The 12648-nt window shown below is 71.1% G+C and carries 12 protein-coding genes; all 12 read right to left on the bottom strand.

All coding sequences use genetic code 11. The features are described 5' to 3' along the window. Positions 1-143: 143 nt before the first annotated feature. The 12 genes from ANAEK_RS04255 to ANAEK_RS04200 are packed head-to-tail and all read right to left on the bottom strand — an operon-like array spanning position 144 to position 12474. Positions 144-536, bottom strand: a complete 393-nt coding sequence (locus ANAEK_RS04255) for a cytochrome C oxidase subunit IV family protein (protein WP_012524917.1) — start codon at positions 534-536, stop codon at positions 144-146. Between the two features lie 14 nt (positions 537-550). After that, positions 551-1180 (bottom strand): cytochrome c oxidase subunit 3 family protein, encoded by a 630-nt coding sequence (locus ANAEK_RS04250; protein ID WP_012524916.1) that lies wholly within the window; start codon positions 1178-1180, stop codon positions 551-553. Then, on the bottom strand, positions 1170-2834 hold the full coding sequence (locus ANAEK_RS04245) for a cbb3-type cytochrome c oxidase subunit I (RefSeq protein ID WP_012524915.1): 1665 nt from the start codon (positions 2832-2834) through the stop codon (positions 1170-1172). Before ANAEK_RS04245 ends, ANAEK_RS04250 begins: the two co-directional genes overlap by 11 nt. Then, entirely contained in the window at positions 2812-3864 is a 1053-nt protein-coding gene (gene coxB, locus ANAEK_RS04240; protein WP_012524914.1) for a cytochrome c oxidase subunit II, read from the bottom strand. The genes ANAEK_RS04245 and coxB overlap by 23 nt, the downstream gene beginning before the upstream one ends. Then, entirely contained in the window at positions 3861-4736 is an 876-nt protein-coding gene (locus ANAEK_RS04235) for an SCO family protein (RefSeq protein WP_012524913.1), read from the bottom strand. The genes coxB and ANAEK_RS04235 overlap by 4 nt, the downstream gene beginning before the upstream one ends. Continuing rightward, on the bottom strand, positions 4733-5170 hold the full coding sequence (locus ANAEK_RS04230) for a hypothetical protein (RefSeq protein WP_012524912.1): 438 nt from the start codon (positions 5168-5170) through the stop codon (positions 4733-4735). The genes ANAEK_RS04235 and ANAEK_RS04230 overlap by 4 nt, the downstream gene beginning before the upstream one ends. Continuing rightward, positions 5167-6351: a hypothetical protein gene (locus tag ANAEK_RS04225; protein ID WP_012524911.1), complete on the bottom strand. Its 1185-nt coding sequence runs from the start codon at positions 6349-6351 to the stop codon at positions 5167-5169. The genes ANAEK_RS04230 and ANAEK_RS04225 overlap by 4 nt, the downstream gene beginning before the upstream one ends. Beyond that, positions 6348-6920, bottom strand: coding sequence for a cytochrome c (locus tag ANAEK_RS04220; RefSeq protein WP_012524910.1), 573 nt, complete (start codon positions 6918-6920; stop codon positions 6348-6350). Before ANAEK_RS04220 ends, ANAEK_RS04225 begins: the two co-directional genes overlap by 4 nt. 1 nt (position 6921) lies before the next feature. Next, a complete protein-coding gene (locus tag ANAEK_RS04215; RefSeq protein WP_012524909.1) occupies positions 6922-7449 on the bottom strand; it encodes a DUF3341 domain-containing protein in 528 nt (175 codons plus the stop codon). Further along, positions 7446-8882 (bottom strand): NrfD/PsrC family molybdoenzyme membrane anchor subunit, encoded by a 1437-nt coding sequence (gene nrfD, locus ANAEK_RS04210; protein WP_012524908.1) that lies wholly within the window; start codon positions 8880-8882, stop codon positions 7446-7448. The genes ANAEK_RS04215 and nrfD overlap by 4 nt, the downstream gene beginning before the upstream one ends. After that, the gene (locus ANAEK_RS04205; protein WP_012524907.1) at positions 8879-11836 is read right to left on the bottom strand and encodes a Fe-S-cluster-containing hydrogenase; all 2958 of its coding nucleotides are present in this window, start codon (positions 11834-11836) and stop codon (positions 8879-8881) included. Before ANAEK_RS04205 ends, nrfD begins: the two co-directional genes overlap by 4 nt. After that, the gene (locus tag ANAEK_RS04200) at positions 11824-12474 is read right to left on the bottom strand and encodes a cytochrome c3 family protein (RefSeq protein WP_012524906.1); all 651 of its coding nucleotides are present in this window, start codon (positions 12472-12474) and stop codon (positions 11824-11826) included. Before ANAEK_RS04200 ends, ANAEK_RS04205 begins: the two co-directional genes overlap by 13 nt. Between the last annotated feature and the right edge of the window lie 174 nt (positions 12475-12648).

Raw genomic sequence — 12648 nt, 5'->3', positions numbered from 1 at the left:
GCGCCCGGGATGCGGACCGGGGGCGCGGCGGACGCCGGGCGCGGGCCGGGCGCGCCGGCGGCCGGGCGGGCCCCGGGACGGAAGCTCCCCGGCGGCGCGGGGCCACCGGGGAGCGGGAGCGTCGGGCGGGCCGGCGGCCCGGGCTACGGCAGCTTCGGGGGATCGCGATCCGCGCCACCCCAGGGCAGCGCGCCGGCGCTGCCGGGCGGGTTCGCGAGCGGGAAGCGGGTGGCGTTGTCGAGGATGGTGAGCCCGATGAGCAGCGCCACGAACGCGAGCGAGGTGACGAAGACCAGGCGGTTCGCGCCCCGCTGATCCCACAGGTGCATGAAGAACAGCGCCACCAGCGCGCCCTTCGCGATGGCGATGAGCAGCGCCACCGCCACGTGCCAGCCGCCGGGCAGGTGGACGCGCGAGGCGGCGTAGGTGACGACGGTGAGCACGAGCAGGGCGATCCACACCACCACGTAGCGCATGCCGTGCGCGTGGTGGGTCGCCTGGTGCTCCTCGTGCGCGATCGGTCGGGTGTCGGCCATGGAGGTGTGGCTCCCTACACGAGGTAGATGAGGGGGAAGACGAAGATCCAGATGAGGTCGACGAGGTGCCAGTACAGGCCGGCCAGCTCGACCGGCGTGTGGTACGCCGCCGTGTACTTCCCGCGCGCCGCCTTCACGCCCACCACCGCCAGGATCGTCATGCCGACGATCACGTGGACGCCGTGCAGGCCGGTGATGAGGAAGTAGAGCGCGAAGAACAGCGACGCGCCCGGCGCCTGCAGCTCCTGGAACGAGTAGTAGCGGCCCGGGAGCTGCCCCTCGTGGAAGTGGTGGCTGTACTCGACCGCCTTGAGCGCGAGGAACGCGACGGCGAAGGCGACCGACACGGCGAACCACAGCCCGGTCTTCTTGCCGTTCCCCTTCACCGCCTCGTTCAGCCCGAGCGCGACCGTGAACGAGCTGGTCACCAGGATGATGGTGTTGACCAGGCCGAGCCAGGTCTCGATGGCGCGGCTCGCCTCGGCGAACGCGTCCGAGTACAGGTACCGGTACACCGCGTAGGCCGCGAACAGCGCGGTGAACAGCAGCACCTCGGAGGCGAGGAACAGCCACATGCCGAGCCGCTCGGCGTGAGACTGCTTCTCGATGTTCTCGAAATGGTGTGCGAGCGGGCTAGCTTGCATGCTTCGGCTCGGGGGCGACCGGGGGAGGGTTGGCGTAGGAGTCCTCGTCGTACTCGTGCGGTCCGCGCGTGTAGACGGGGGTCTCCTCGAAGTTCTCGGGGAGCGGCGGCGAGGCCGTGTCCCACTCGTAGCCGCGCGAGTGCCACGGGTTCGAGCCGGCGATCGGGCCCCACTTCAGCGCCACCAGCAGGTAGACGAGGATGATGACGAGGCCCATCGCCAGCACCGAGGCGCCGGCGGTGGAGGCGACGTTGAGCGCCCAGAACCGCTCCGGGTAGGAGAAGTACCGGCGCGGCATGCCCTCGTTCCCGAGCAGGAACTGCGGGATGAAGGTGAAGTTGAAGCCCAGGATCACCATCACCGCGCCCACCAGCCCCCAGCCCTCCGGGTACATGCGGCCGGTGATCTTCGGGAACCAGTAGTGGAGCGCGGCGAGGAACGCCATCACGGTCGCGCCCACCATGATGAAGTGGAAGTGCGCCACCACGAAGTACGTGTCGTGCCAGTGGACGTCGAGCGACACGGTGGCGACCGCCACGCCGGTCATCCCGCCGAACACCAGGAAGAACAGGAAGCCGACGAAGTAGGCGAACGGCGTCTTGAACGCGATCGACCCCTGGTACAGCGTGGCGGTCCAGTTGAAGACCTTGATGGCCGTGAAGATGCCCACGAACATCGAGAGGATCCCGAACACGCCGGCGTCGAAGGCCGACTGGCCCGAGACGAACAGGTGGTGGCCCCAGGTGAAGAAGCCGACGAACGCGATGCCCAGCGAGGAGTAGGCGACCGCCTTGTAGCCGAAGATGTTCTTGCGCGAGAACGCGCAGACCACCTCGGAGATCACCGCCATGGCGGGCAGCACCATGATGTAGACGGCGGGGTGCGAGTAGAACCAGAAGAAGTGCTGGAACAGCACCGGGTCGCCGCCGCGCGCCGGATCGAAGATGCCCCAGCCGAACGCGTGCTCCACCGCCACCAGCAGCAGCGTCATGCCCAGCACCGGCGTGGCGAGGATCTGGATGATGCTGGTCGCGTAGATCGACCACACGAACAGCGGCACCCGGTTCCAGCCGATCCCCGGGGCGCGCATGGTGTGCGTGGTGACGATGAAGTTCAGGCCGGTGAGGATCGACGAGAACCCCAGGACGAACGCGCCGAGCAGGATCGGCACCACCTTGGTGGCGGTGGTGGTCGAGTACGGCGTGTAGAACGTCCAGCCGGTGTCCGCGCCGCCGTGGATCATCCCGTACAGCGCGATCGCGGCGCCCAGCAGGTAGAGGTAGAAGCTGAGGAGGTTCAGCTTCGGGAACGCCACGTCCTTGGCCCCGAGCATGAGCGGCACCAGGAAGTTGCCGAAGCCGCTCGGGATGGCGGGGATCATGAACAGGAAGATCATGACCACGCCGTGGAGCGTGAACATCCGGTTGTACGTCATCGCGTCCATGATCGTCGGACCGGGCGTGAGCAGCTCGATCCGGATGAGCATGGCGAACAGGCCGCCGACGGCGAAGAACACCGTGGCCGCCACCAGGAACATCACCCCGATCCGCTTGTGGTCCTGGGTCAGCATCCAGGACTTCAGGCCGGTCGCGGGCGAGTTGAGGTAGTTCCGCGGGTTGTACACGGGAACGTCACTTGCGTGGGATGGACTCATAGACCGGGCCCTCCGACGGACCGCTCTGGACCGCCGGGGTCTTCAAGGACTTGATGAACTCGACGATGGCCGCCGCCTCGGGCGGTGCGAGCTTGCCCTGGTAGGTCGGCATCACGTTCTGGTAGCCCGCCACGATGTCCGCGGCGGGATCCATCATCGACTTGGTGAGATACCCCTCGTCGGCCTGCACGCTCTTCCCGCTCTGGAGCTTCTCGTTCCGCTCGTAGAGGTCCACCCAGGTCGGCCCGATGTGCCGCGTGCCGTCCACCGAGTGGCACTTCAGGCAGCCCTGCTCGCTGGCCAGCCGCCGCCCCTCCTCGATGACGTTGGAGGCCGGGCGCACCGGCTCGCCGGGGACGGGCGTGCCGTCCTGCGACCCGGCCACCCCGCGCCCCTGCGTGGCGAGCCACTGGTCGAACTCCTCCGCCGGCATCACCACCAGCTCGCCGATCATCCCGGAGTGCGCGAGGCCGCAGTACTCGGCGCAGAAGATCTCGTAGCGGCCCGGCCGGTCGGCGTTGAACCAGGTCTGCGTGTAGCGGCCCGGGAGCGCGTCCTGCTTCACCCGGAGCGCCGGCACGTAGAACGAGTGGATCACGTCGCGCGAGGTGATGAGCAGCCGCACCGGCCGGCCGGCGGGGACGCGCAGCACGTCCACCGAGTTCGGGCCGCCCGGGTACGCGAACTTCCACATCCACTTCTTGCCCTGGACGTAGACGTCCATCGCGTCCTTGGGCGGCGTCTGCAGCTTCGCGAACTGCGGGAAGCCGATCGCGAACCACACCAGGAAGAACGCCAGCGGCAGCCCCACGAAGATGACCTCGTGGATGGCCTTCGGCTCGACGCGCGGGGTGACGTCGGTGTCCGCCCGCCGCCGGTACCGCACGAAGAAGTAGATCGCGGTGGCGAACACGCCCGCCGCCGCGAGCATGGTGGTGATGATGACGAAGTAGTGGAGCCCGTCCACCTGGCGCGCGTAGTCGCTCGCCTGGTCCGGGAGGAACAGCATTCTTCGCAGGAGGTCGTTCATGCCGTCTGCCTCGCCTTGGCCCGCCGCTCGCGCCAGACCAGCGCGGCGATCAGGCCGGTGAGGGCCACCAGCACCACGGCCGCGCCGGCGCGGACGATGCCGAACGCGTACGGCTCGTACTTCCGCGAGGCGGGGTCGTACCGGTAGCAGGTGAGGAGGAGTCGATCGAAGCTGGTGCCGACCTTGCCGCTGGCGGCCTCGACGACCGACAGCCGGAAGTCCTTGGGCGGGTAGTCGATGCCGTACAGGTAGCGAGAGACCTTCCCGTCGGGCGTGATGACGAAGATCGCCGCCTGGTGGGCCCACTCGCCGGAGGCCGGGTCCTTCTTGTAGTAGAAGCCGACCGCGTCGGAGACCTGGCGCGACGCCTCCGCCGTGCCGACCAGGAACGGCCAGTCGGTCCCCGCGTCGGAGCGGCCCATCGACTGCAAGTAGCCGCGGCGCCGCTCGGCGGCGAGCGCCGGCCCCTCCTCCGGATCGAAGGAGATGGTGACCGCCTGGTAGTCCCGGCCCAGCTCGAGCCCGTTCTCGCGCATGGCCTTGCCCATGCCCGAGAGGATGAGCCCGCACAGCATGGGGCAGTCGTAGTAGACGAGCGCGACCACCACCGGCTTCTTGCCGTCGAAGGCCTGGCGCAGCGAGAAAGGCTGGCCCTTCCAGTCGGTGAAGGACACGTCGAGCGGGACCGCCGCGCCGAGCTTCTCCTCGACGCGGACGTCCTCGAGGGCGACCGGCGGCACGTCCGGCGACGGGCCCGCCCCACCCTCGCGCTGGCGCCAGAACTGGGCCGCGGCCGGCGCAGGCGCGGCGAGCGCCGCGGCGGCCGCGAGCGCCAGGCCGGCCCCGGCGCGCCGGAGCATCGCGCGCGTCACGGCTGGCCTCCCGGGCCAGGCCCGAGGTCGGGCGCCTGCGACGGCACCGGCTCCACCGGCGGCGCGGGCATGGGGCGGATCCCCTGGACCACCAGGTCCATGGCGCGGTCGATGGGCAGGTGCACCACGCCGGCGCCCCGGTCCACCCAGCCGTACGACGCGAGCCGCTGGCGGCGGGCGGCGCGATCGCGCTCGCCGCGCACGGAGAGCTCGAACAGCTGCTGCTCCACCATGCCGATCTTGTTCTGGCCGATCTCCGCCGGGATGGGCGGCGCCTCGCGCGAGGCGCGCACGTCCCGCAGGTAGGCGATGGCGGCGTAGGAGCCGATGAGGAAGAGCACGAGCGCGGCCACGCCGACCGCGATGATCTTGCCGGTGTCGATCCGGTCCTCCTCGGACCGGACCCCGTGGGCGTGTTCGACGTGGTCGCTCATTGCGGCAGGTACCTCAGCGAGTCCTCGAGGTAGGGATCGCGGACCGGGACCGCCACCGTGCCGCGCATGCGGACCAGCGCGAACGCCACGGTGACGCCGCCCACGCCCACGAAGGCGGAGAGGTCCCACAGCGACGGCCGCGGGCCGCCCGGGTCGAGGTGGGGCATCAGCAGCCAGTAGAGGTCGATCCAGTGGACGAACAGGATCCAGACCGCGACCTTCGCCAGCCGGCCCGGGTTGCGGGTGATGGCGCGGTTCATGAGCAGGAAGAACGGCACCAGGAAGTGGAACAGCGCGAGGAACACGCCCACCGCCTTCCACCCGCCCTCGATGCGGAGGATGTACCAGGGCACCTCCTCCGGCACGTTCGCGATCCAGATGAGCATGAACTGCGAGAACGCGACGTAGGCCCAGAACGCGGTGAACGCGAGCAGGAACTTGCCGAGCGAGTGGAAGTGCTCGGTGTTCATGTGCGCGCCGAACTGGTTCGGATCGACCCGCGTGGCGTTGGCGGCGATGATCACCACCGCGAACGCGCCCACGAAGCTGCCGGCGAACCAGTACACGCCGAAGATGGTCGAGAAGAAGCGCGGGTCGAGCGACATCATCCAGTCGAACGCCGCGAACGTGAGCGTGAGCGCCACGAACGGCAGCGAGCCCGCCCCGAGCGCGCGCTGGCGGCGGGTCAGGTCGTGCCCGCCGACCTCGTCCTGGCGGAGCGACCAGGCGCGGAGCAGGTGCGCGACCCCGATCCAGCAGGCGAAGTAGATCGCGGCCCGGATCACGAAGAACGGCACGTTGAGCCAGGGCTTCTTGTGCTCGACCGCGTGGAGGACCTCGCCCTGCAGGCCGTGCGGGTCCACCCACGGGAACAGGTGGCCGCGGCCGAGCAGGATGGGGATGAACAGCACCACGAACAGCGGGATCACCGCCGGGAGGTGCTCGAGGAAGCGGCGCAGCACCACCGGCCAGCGCGCGTTCGACGCGTGCAGCGCGCCGAGCAGGATGAGCGCGCCGAGCGCCAGGCCCAGCCAGTAGACGAACGCGACGAGGTAGGCGTAGAGCGCGCGGCGCGGATCGCCGACCGCCGCGCCGAGCGCGGTGACGGCGAGGCCCGCGGCGCCGGCGGCGGCGGCGATCGTCATGAGGCGCCGGCCGCCCAGGTACGGGGTGAGGGTCATCGCCCCTCCTTCTGGAGCTGCTCGCGGGCGTCGGGGGGCACCTGGTCGAGCGATGCGTTCTGGCTGAGCTGGAGGGCGCGCACGTACGCCACGATCGCCCAGCGGTCCTGCACCGGGATCTCGGCGGCGTACGAGGGCATGAGCCCGAAGCCCTCGGTGATCACCTGGTAGATGTAGCCGTCCGGGCGATCGCGGTAGAGGTGCAGCGAGGGCGGCCGGCGCAGCGACATGTTCATGGCGACCTGGCTCTCGCCGTCGCCGAGCACGCCGTGGCACACCGCGCAGCTCACGTCGAAGCGCTGGCGCCCGCGCGCGAGCAGCTTCGCGTCCACCGCCACCGGCATCAGCTGCACCGGGCGGCCGTCGGGGCCGCGGCCGGTCGCGACGGCCGGGTCGAGCCGGGGGCCGTACGGCACGGTGCCGGCCGGCGGGTGCCGCATGGCGAGGCCGTTCGCGTAGTACTCGCTGGACTGGTAGGCCTTGTACTTCTGCTGGCGCTGCATCGGGTCGAGCCGCGGGCAGGCGGTCAGCGCGAGGAGCGGCAGGAAGAGGGCGAGGCGGCGGGTCATCTCACTTCCCCTCCGGGACGACCGAGACCTGGCGCGCGCCGAGCCGGCGCAGCTCCGCCGCGACCGCGTCGGCGTCGCCGCCGTCCACCTCGGCCGAGAGCCACAGGCCGTCGATGCTGGCGGAGCGGAACGCCTCCACCTCGAACACCGGGTGGTGGACGCGCGGGAAGCCGAAGTAGACGGCGAGCAGGCCGACGAAGATGCTCAGCGCGGAGAACAGCACGCCGAGCTCGAACGTGACCGGGATGAACGCCGGCGCGCTGTGCGGCGGCCGGTTGCCGACGTTGAGCGGCCAGTCGTAGCCGACCGTGTACCACTGCAGCAGGTACCCGGAGACCGCGCCGGTGATCCCGGCCACCAGCGCCACGAGCGGCACGGTGGACCTGCGCAGGCCCAGCGCCTCCTCGGCGCCGTGCAGCGGGTACGGTGAATGGAGGTCGAGGGTGGCCCCGCCGCGCGCGCGCAGCGTGCGCGCCGCGTCGAGGAGCGCGGCCTCGGCGCCGAACTCTCCCAGGACGTACGTCTTCATGCCCGCTCCGCGTGCGCGCCCTGCGCCACGGCCTGCCCGCCCTGCGCGGCGTGGTGATCCTGGTGCTCCAGCTCGCGGCGGAGCTCCTTCACCTCGGAGATGGGGATGGCCGGCAGGAAGCGCAGGAACAGGAGGAACAGGACGGAGAAGGTGGAGATCGACCCGAACAGCAGGCCCCAGTCGACCCACGTCGGCGTGTAGTTCGCCCAGGAGCCGGGGACGAAGTCGCGGGTGAGCGTCACCGCGATGATGACGAAGCGCTCCGCCCACATGCCGAAGTTCACCAGCACGGAGACGAGGAACAGCACCATCACGTTCCGCCGCAGCGCGGGCACCCAGAACACCTGCGGCGCCACCACGTTGCAGAAGATCTGCATCGCGTACACCAGCTTGTAGTCGCCGACGACGCGGTTGTAGAAGGCGAACCACTCGGCGTCGTTGCCCGAGTACCACGCGATGAACCACTCCATCACGTAGCCGTAGGTGACCATCAGGCCCGTTGCGAGGATCACCTTCGCCATGTTGTCGAGGTGGCGCGCGGTGACGACGTGCTCGAACTTGAACACCTTCCGCGCCGGGATCATCAGCGTCATCACCATCGCGAAGCCGCTGAAGATGGCGCCGGCCACGAAGTAGGGCGGGAAGATGGTGGTGTGCCAGCCCGGCAGCTGCGAGATGGCGAAGTCGAACGACACGATGGTGTGCACCGACACCACCAGCGGCGTGGACAGGCCGGCCATGAGCAGGTAGCCGATGCGCCAGTGCTGCCAGTGGCGCGCCGAGCCCCGCCAGCCGAAGGACATGATCCCGTAGACGACGCGCTGCGCCCGGGTCTTCGCCGCGTCGCGCAAGGTGGCGAGGTCGGGGATGAGCCCGAGGTACCAGAACAGGAAGGAGACGGTCGCGTAGGTCGAGATCGCGAACACGTCCCAGGGGAGCGCGCTCTTGAAGTTCGGCCAGATCTGCGTGGTGGCGGGGTACGGGATGAGCCACCAGAACAGCCAGGGCCGCCCGAGGTGGATGACCGGGTACGCGCCGGCCATCGCCACCGCGAACAGCGTCATCGCCTCCGCGAAGCGGTTGATGGAGGTGCGCCACTTCTGCTGGAACAGCAGCAGGATCGCGCTGATCAGCGTGCCGGCGTGGCCGATGCCGATCCACCAGACGAAGTTGGTGATGTCGTAGGCCCAGGCGACCGGGATGTTGTTGCCCCACACCCCGATGCCGACGAACAGGGTCATGTAGAGCGACAGGAGCCAGAAGGCCATCCCGCCGCCGAACAGGACCAGCATCACCAGCCAGCCCTTCTTCGTGGGCCCCAGCACCGGCTCGAGCAGGCTCTCGGTCAGCGCCCGGTCGTCGGGGCGGCCGACCAGCACGGGCGAGGTCTCGAGCGGATCGACGCGCTCGATCGTCTTGGTCGCGGTGGTCATGCGAGGTCGGGGTTCGGGTTGCGGAGCTTGACGAGGTAGGCGGTGCGCGGCCGGGTCCCGAGCTCGTGCAGCAGGTCGTAGCGGCGGGCGTCCGCGTGCCGCTTCGACACGGCCGAGCCGGGGTCGTTCAGGTTGCCGAAGACGATCGCCTCGGTGGGGCAGGCCTGCTGGCAGGCGGAGACCACCTCGTCGCCGCCGATCTTCCGGCCGCTCGAGCGGGCGTCGATGCGCGCGTGCTCGATGCGCTGCGTGCAGTAGGTGCACTTCTCCATCACGCCGCGCGCGCGGACGGTGACGTCGGGGTTGTGCACCATCTTCTCGGTCGGCTCGAGCGTCCCGTGCCAGTCGAGCCAGTTGAAGCGGCGCACCTTGTACGGGCAGTTGTTGGAGCAGTACCGGGTCCCGACGCACCGGTTGTAGACCATCTCGTTCAGCCCCTCCTCCGAGTGCACGGTGGCGTTCACCGGGCACACGTACTCGCAGGGCGCCGCCTCGCAGTGCACGCACGCGAGCGGCTGGGAGACGGAGGCGGGATCCTCGACCGGGCCCTCGAAGTAGCGGTCCACCCGCAGCCAGTGCATCTCGCGGCTGCGGAGCACCTGCTCCTTGCCGACCACCGGGATGTTGTTCTCGGCCTGGCAGGCGACCGTGCACGCGCCGCAGCCGATGCAGCGCGAGAGGTCGATGGCCATGCCCCAGCGGTACTCGTTCTTCGAGTAGTCCACCGGCTCGTGGATGGTGGCCTGCGGGCCGCGGTGCTCGTCCAGCTCGTGCTTCGCGTGCGCGAGCTCCGGCGCGTCGAGCGCGAGCGCGATGGCCCGGCCCTGCATCGAGAAGTGCTCCTGGGTGGTGGCGAGCGGGTGCCGCTTGCCGGTCTTGCGGACCTCCACGCCGCCGCCGAACCAGGGCGCGTCGGAGGTGCGGAGCGCGTAGGCGTCGTGGCCCACGCCCTTCCCCACCGGCCCGGACAGCGCCTGCCCGTAGCCGAGCGTGAGCAGCACCGAGCCGTCGGCGTGGCCCGGGACCACCAGGGCCGGCGCGGTGAGGGTGCGGCCCCGCCACGACAGCTCGACGAGGTCGCCCGACTCGACGCCGAGCTGCTTCGCGGTCGCGGCCGAGAGCTGCGCGGCGTTGTCCCAGGTCAGCTTGGTGATCGGGTGCGGGTACTCCTGCAGCCAGGCGTTCTCGAGGAAGCGGCCGTCGAGCACCTTGTAGTCGGCCGCGAAGCCCAGCTCGAGCGCCGCGCCCGGCGCGGCCACCGCGCGCACCGCCTCCGCGACCCGGGCCAGGTCCGCCTGCGCGGGCTCGGGCGGCACGGCGCTGCCCGCGACCACGCCCGCGGCGAGCCAGCCGTCCCAGCGGCCGTCGAACCCGGCCTCGCCGGCGCGGCGCCGCCAGCCCTCGCGCACGATGCGCCAGGTGCCGTGGTCCCCCTCGTCGAGGAACGCCGCGAGCAGCTCGAGCTCGCTCATCGACTCGTGCAGCGGCGCGATGAGCGGCTGCTGGATGGAGGCGGTGCCGTCGGCGGCGCGCAGGTCGCCCCAGGCCTCCAGCGGGTGGGTGGCCGCGATCTTCCAGGTCGCGAGCCGGACCGTGTCGTCCTCGCGGAGCGCGAGCGCGATCGTGTCCTTCGCCTTCGGGAGCAGCTTGCGGAGCGGGACGTCGGCCGGCGCGGTGTGCGCCGGGTTCCAGGCCGTCACCACCAGCGCGTCCACCTTGCCCGCCTCGAGCTCGCCGGCGAGCGCGCGGAGCCGGTCCGGCCCGGCGGCCGGATCGAGCAGCGCGGTGGGGCGGTACGCGACCGTCTTGCCGGCGTTGCCGAGCGCGTCGTTCAGCGCCGCCGCGAGCGCGTGCACCGCGGCGGGCTGCCGGTCGCCGGCGAGCACCGCCGAGCGGCCCCGCGCCCGCGCCAGGTCGGCCGCGACCGCCGCGGCCGCCTTCGCGCGCTCGCCCCCGGCCGGCGCGCCGAGCGGCGCGAGCTGGGAGAGGCCGTGCTTCGCGGCGAGCTCCGCGGCGACCGCGCGCCCGAACCCGAGCACGTCGGCGGAGCGCATCCGGAAGCGGTGGTCGGCGGCGCCGCCGGTCACGGTGTACGCCGACTCGGCCACGTAGAGCCGGTTCATCCGCTCGGCGGTGCGCCGCGCGCCGAACTCGCGCGCCAGCCGCAGGCTGTCGCCCTCGAGCGCGAGGAAGTCCGACTCGAGCGAGAGGATCACGTCCGCGTCGGCGAGGGAGGCCGCGGCGTCGAGCGGCTTGCCGAACGCGATCGCCGCGCCGGCGCGCCCCGCGTCGGCGCCCACCGGCGCCCACGCGTCGAAGCGGGCGCGCGGGAAGCGCTCCAGGATCCGGCGGCGGAGGTCGGCGACCGCCGGCGAGCTGCTCGGCTCGACCAGGAAGCGGAGCCGCGCCCCGCCGTCCTGCGCGTGCGACCGGGCCAGCGCCGAGACCTCGCGCAGCAGCGTGGCGAACCCGAGCGGGCGGCCGGCGCGGGTGAAGCCCTTCAGCCGGCGCGGGTCGTAGAGGTCGAGGATCGACGCCTGCAGCATGGCGTCGCTGCCGCCGCGGCTCGACGGGTGCTCGCGGTTGCCCTCGATCTTGGTGGGCCGGCCCTCGTGGCTGGTGACCACCACGCCCACCGCGTACCCGCCGCGCGACGCGACGGTGGCGTAGGCGCTCGGGAGGCTCGGGGTCACGCCGGCCGGCGGCCGCACGTACGAGACCACGTTCTCGCGCGGCGGCTTGCAGGCCTCCAGGCCCGCCAGCGCCACCGAGGCGCCGAGCACCTGGAGGAACCCGCGGCGCGTGAAGCCCTCCGGGACCGCGGCGGCGTCGTCCGGGAACTCGCCCGGCGGCACCTCCCTGGCCTCGGCGGCCTCCTCGACGCTGCGCCAGCGGCGCGCGTCGAGACCCGCACCCTGCTTCTGTCCGTAGATGGGAAGGCCTAGCGATGGCATGTGTAGCAGCTCGTGCGCGGTTTGACGTCGTACTTCTTCGCGATCTCCCTCCCGATCGCGGCGGGGTCACCGTCCGGCTTCCAGGCCATGTTGGTGACCTCCTCCGGCGGGCGGAGGCGGGGATACGGGTTGCGGTGGCAGTCGAGGCACCAGCCCATCGTCAGCGGCTGCACCTGCTCGATGGCGGCCATCTGGTCCACGCGGCCGTGGCACTCGACGCAGCCGACGCCCTTGTTCACGTGGATGGAGTGGTTGAAGTAGACGAAGTCCGGCAGCTTGTGGACGCGCATCCAGCGGATGGGCTCGTTCGCGAACCAGCTCGCGCGGACCACGTCGAGCAGCGGGCTCTTGTTCCAGACCTGCGCGTGGCAGTTCAGGCAGAGCTCGGTGGAAGGGATGCCCGCGCTCGCCGCCCGGTCCACCGTGCTGTGGCAGTACCGGCAGTCGATGAGGTCGTCCTGGACGTGGTGCCGGTGGTCGAACTGGACCGGCTGCGCCACCTGTTCCTGCTGGCCGGTGCCGTACGGCACGCGCCAGTACACCATGAACGCGGCGACCGTCCCGCCGGCGCCGGCGATCAGGAGGACGAGGACGAGGCGGAAGAGAGCGTTGGATCTCGGCGTGAACAGTGCGCTCATCGAGTGGGTCGCGCACCCCGAGGCAGACGTGTCCTGCTGCACCACGTTCCGGGGCCCGCGCCGGGGCGTAAACTGTTCGGCGCCTCCCACTGGCGGAAGGTCTCTGAAGGGGCGAGTCGCTTGCCTGCCCCCTAAACCCGCTCCGCCCTCGGTGCCCGGCGCCCCCGCCGGTCG

This window comes from Anaeromyxobacter sp. K (genome assembly GCF_000020805.1).
Classification (GTDB): Bacteria; Myxococcota; Myxococcia; order Myxococcales; family Anaeromyxobacteraceae; genus Anaeromyxobacter; species Anaeromyxobacter dehalogenans.
The sequence above is the reverse complement of the archived record's forward strand: the minus strand, read 5'-3'. Positions and strand labels throughout refer to the sequence as shown.

Excerpts from the sequence above, each read along its gene's own strand:
- ANAEK_RS04255 (WP_012524917.1), bottom strand. The coding sequence starts at position 536 with ATGGCCGACACCCGACCGATCGCGCACGAGGAGCACCAGGCGACCCAC.
- ANAEK_RS04250 (WP_012524916.1), bottom strand. The coding sequence starts at position 1,180 with ATGCAAGCTAGCCCGCTCGCACACCATTTCGAGAACATCGAGAAGCAG.
- ANAEK_RS04245 (WP_012524915.1), bottom strand. The coding sequence starts at position 2,834 with ATGAGTCCATCCCACGCAAGTGACGTTCCCGTGTACAACCCGCGGAAC.
- coxB (WP_012524914.1), bottom strand. The coding sequence starts at position 3,864 with ATGAACGACCTCCTGCGAAGAATGCTGTTCCTCCCGGACCAGGCGAGC.
- ANAEK_RS04230 (WP_012524912.1), bottom strand. The coding sequence starts at position 5,170 with ATGAGCGACCACGTCGAACACGCCCACGGGGTCCGGTCCGAGGAGGAC.
- ANAEK_RS04225 (WP_012524911.1), bottom strand. The coding sequence starts at position 6,351 with ATGACCCTCACCCCGTACCTGGGCGGCCGGCGCCTCATGACGATCGCC.
- ANAEK_RS04220 (WP_012524910.1), bottom strand. The coding sequence starts at position 6,920 with ATGACCCGCCGCCTCGCCCTCTTCCTGCCGCTCCTCGCGCTGACCGCC.
- ANAEK_RS04215 (WP_012524909.1), bottom strand. The coding sequence starts at position 7,449 with ATGAAGACGTACGTCCTGGGAGAGTTCGGCGCCGAGGCCGCGCTCCTC.
- nrfD (WP_012524908.1), bottom strand. The coding sequence starts at position 8,882 with ATGACCACCGCGACCAAGACGATCGAGCGCGTCGATCCGCTCGAGACC.
- ANAEK_RS04205 (WP_012524907.1), bottom strand. The coding sequence starts at position 11,836 with ATGCCATCGCTAGGCCTTCCCATCTACGGACAGAAGCAGGGTGCGGGT.
- ANAEK_RS04200 (WP_012524906.1), bottom strand. The coding sequence starts at position 12,474 with ATGAGCGCACTGTTCACGCCGAGATCCAACGCTCTCTTCCGCCTCGTC.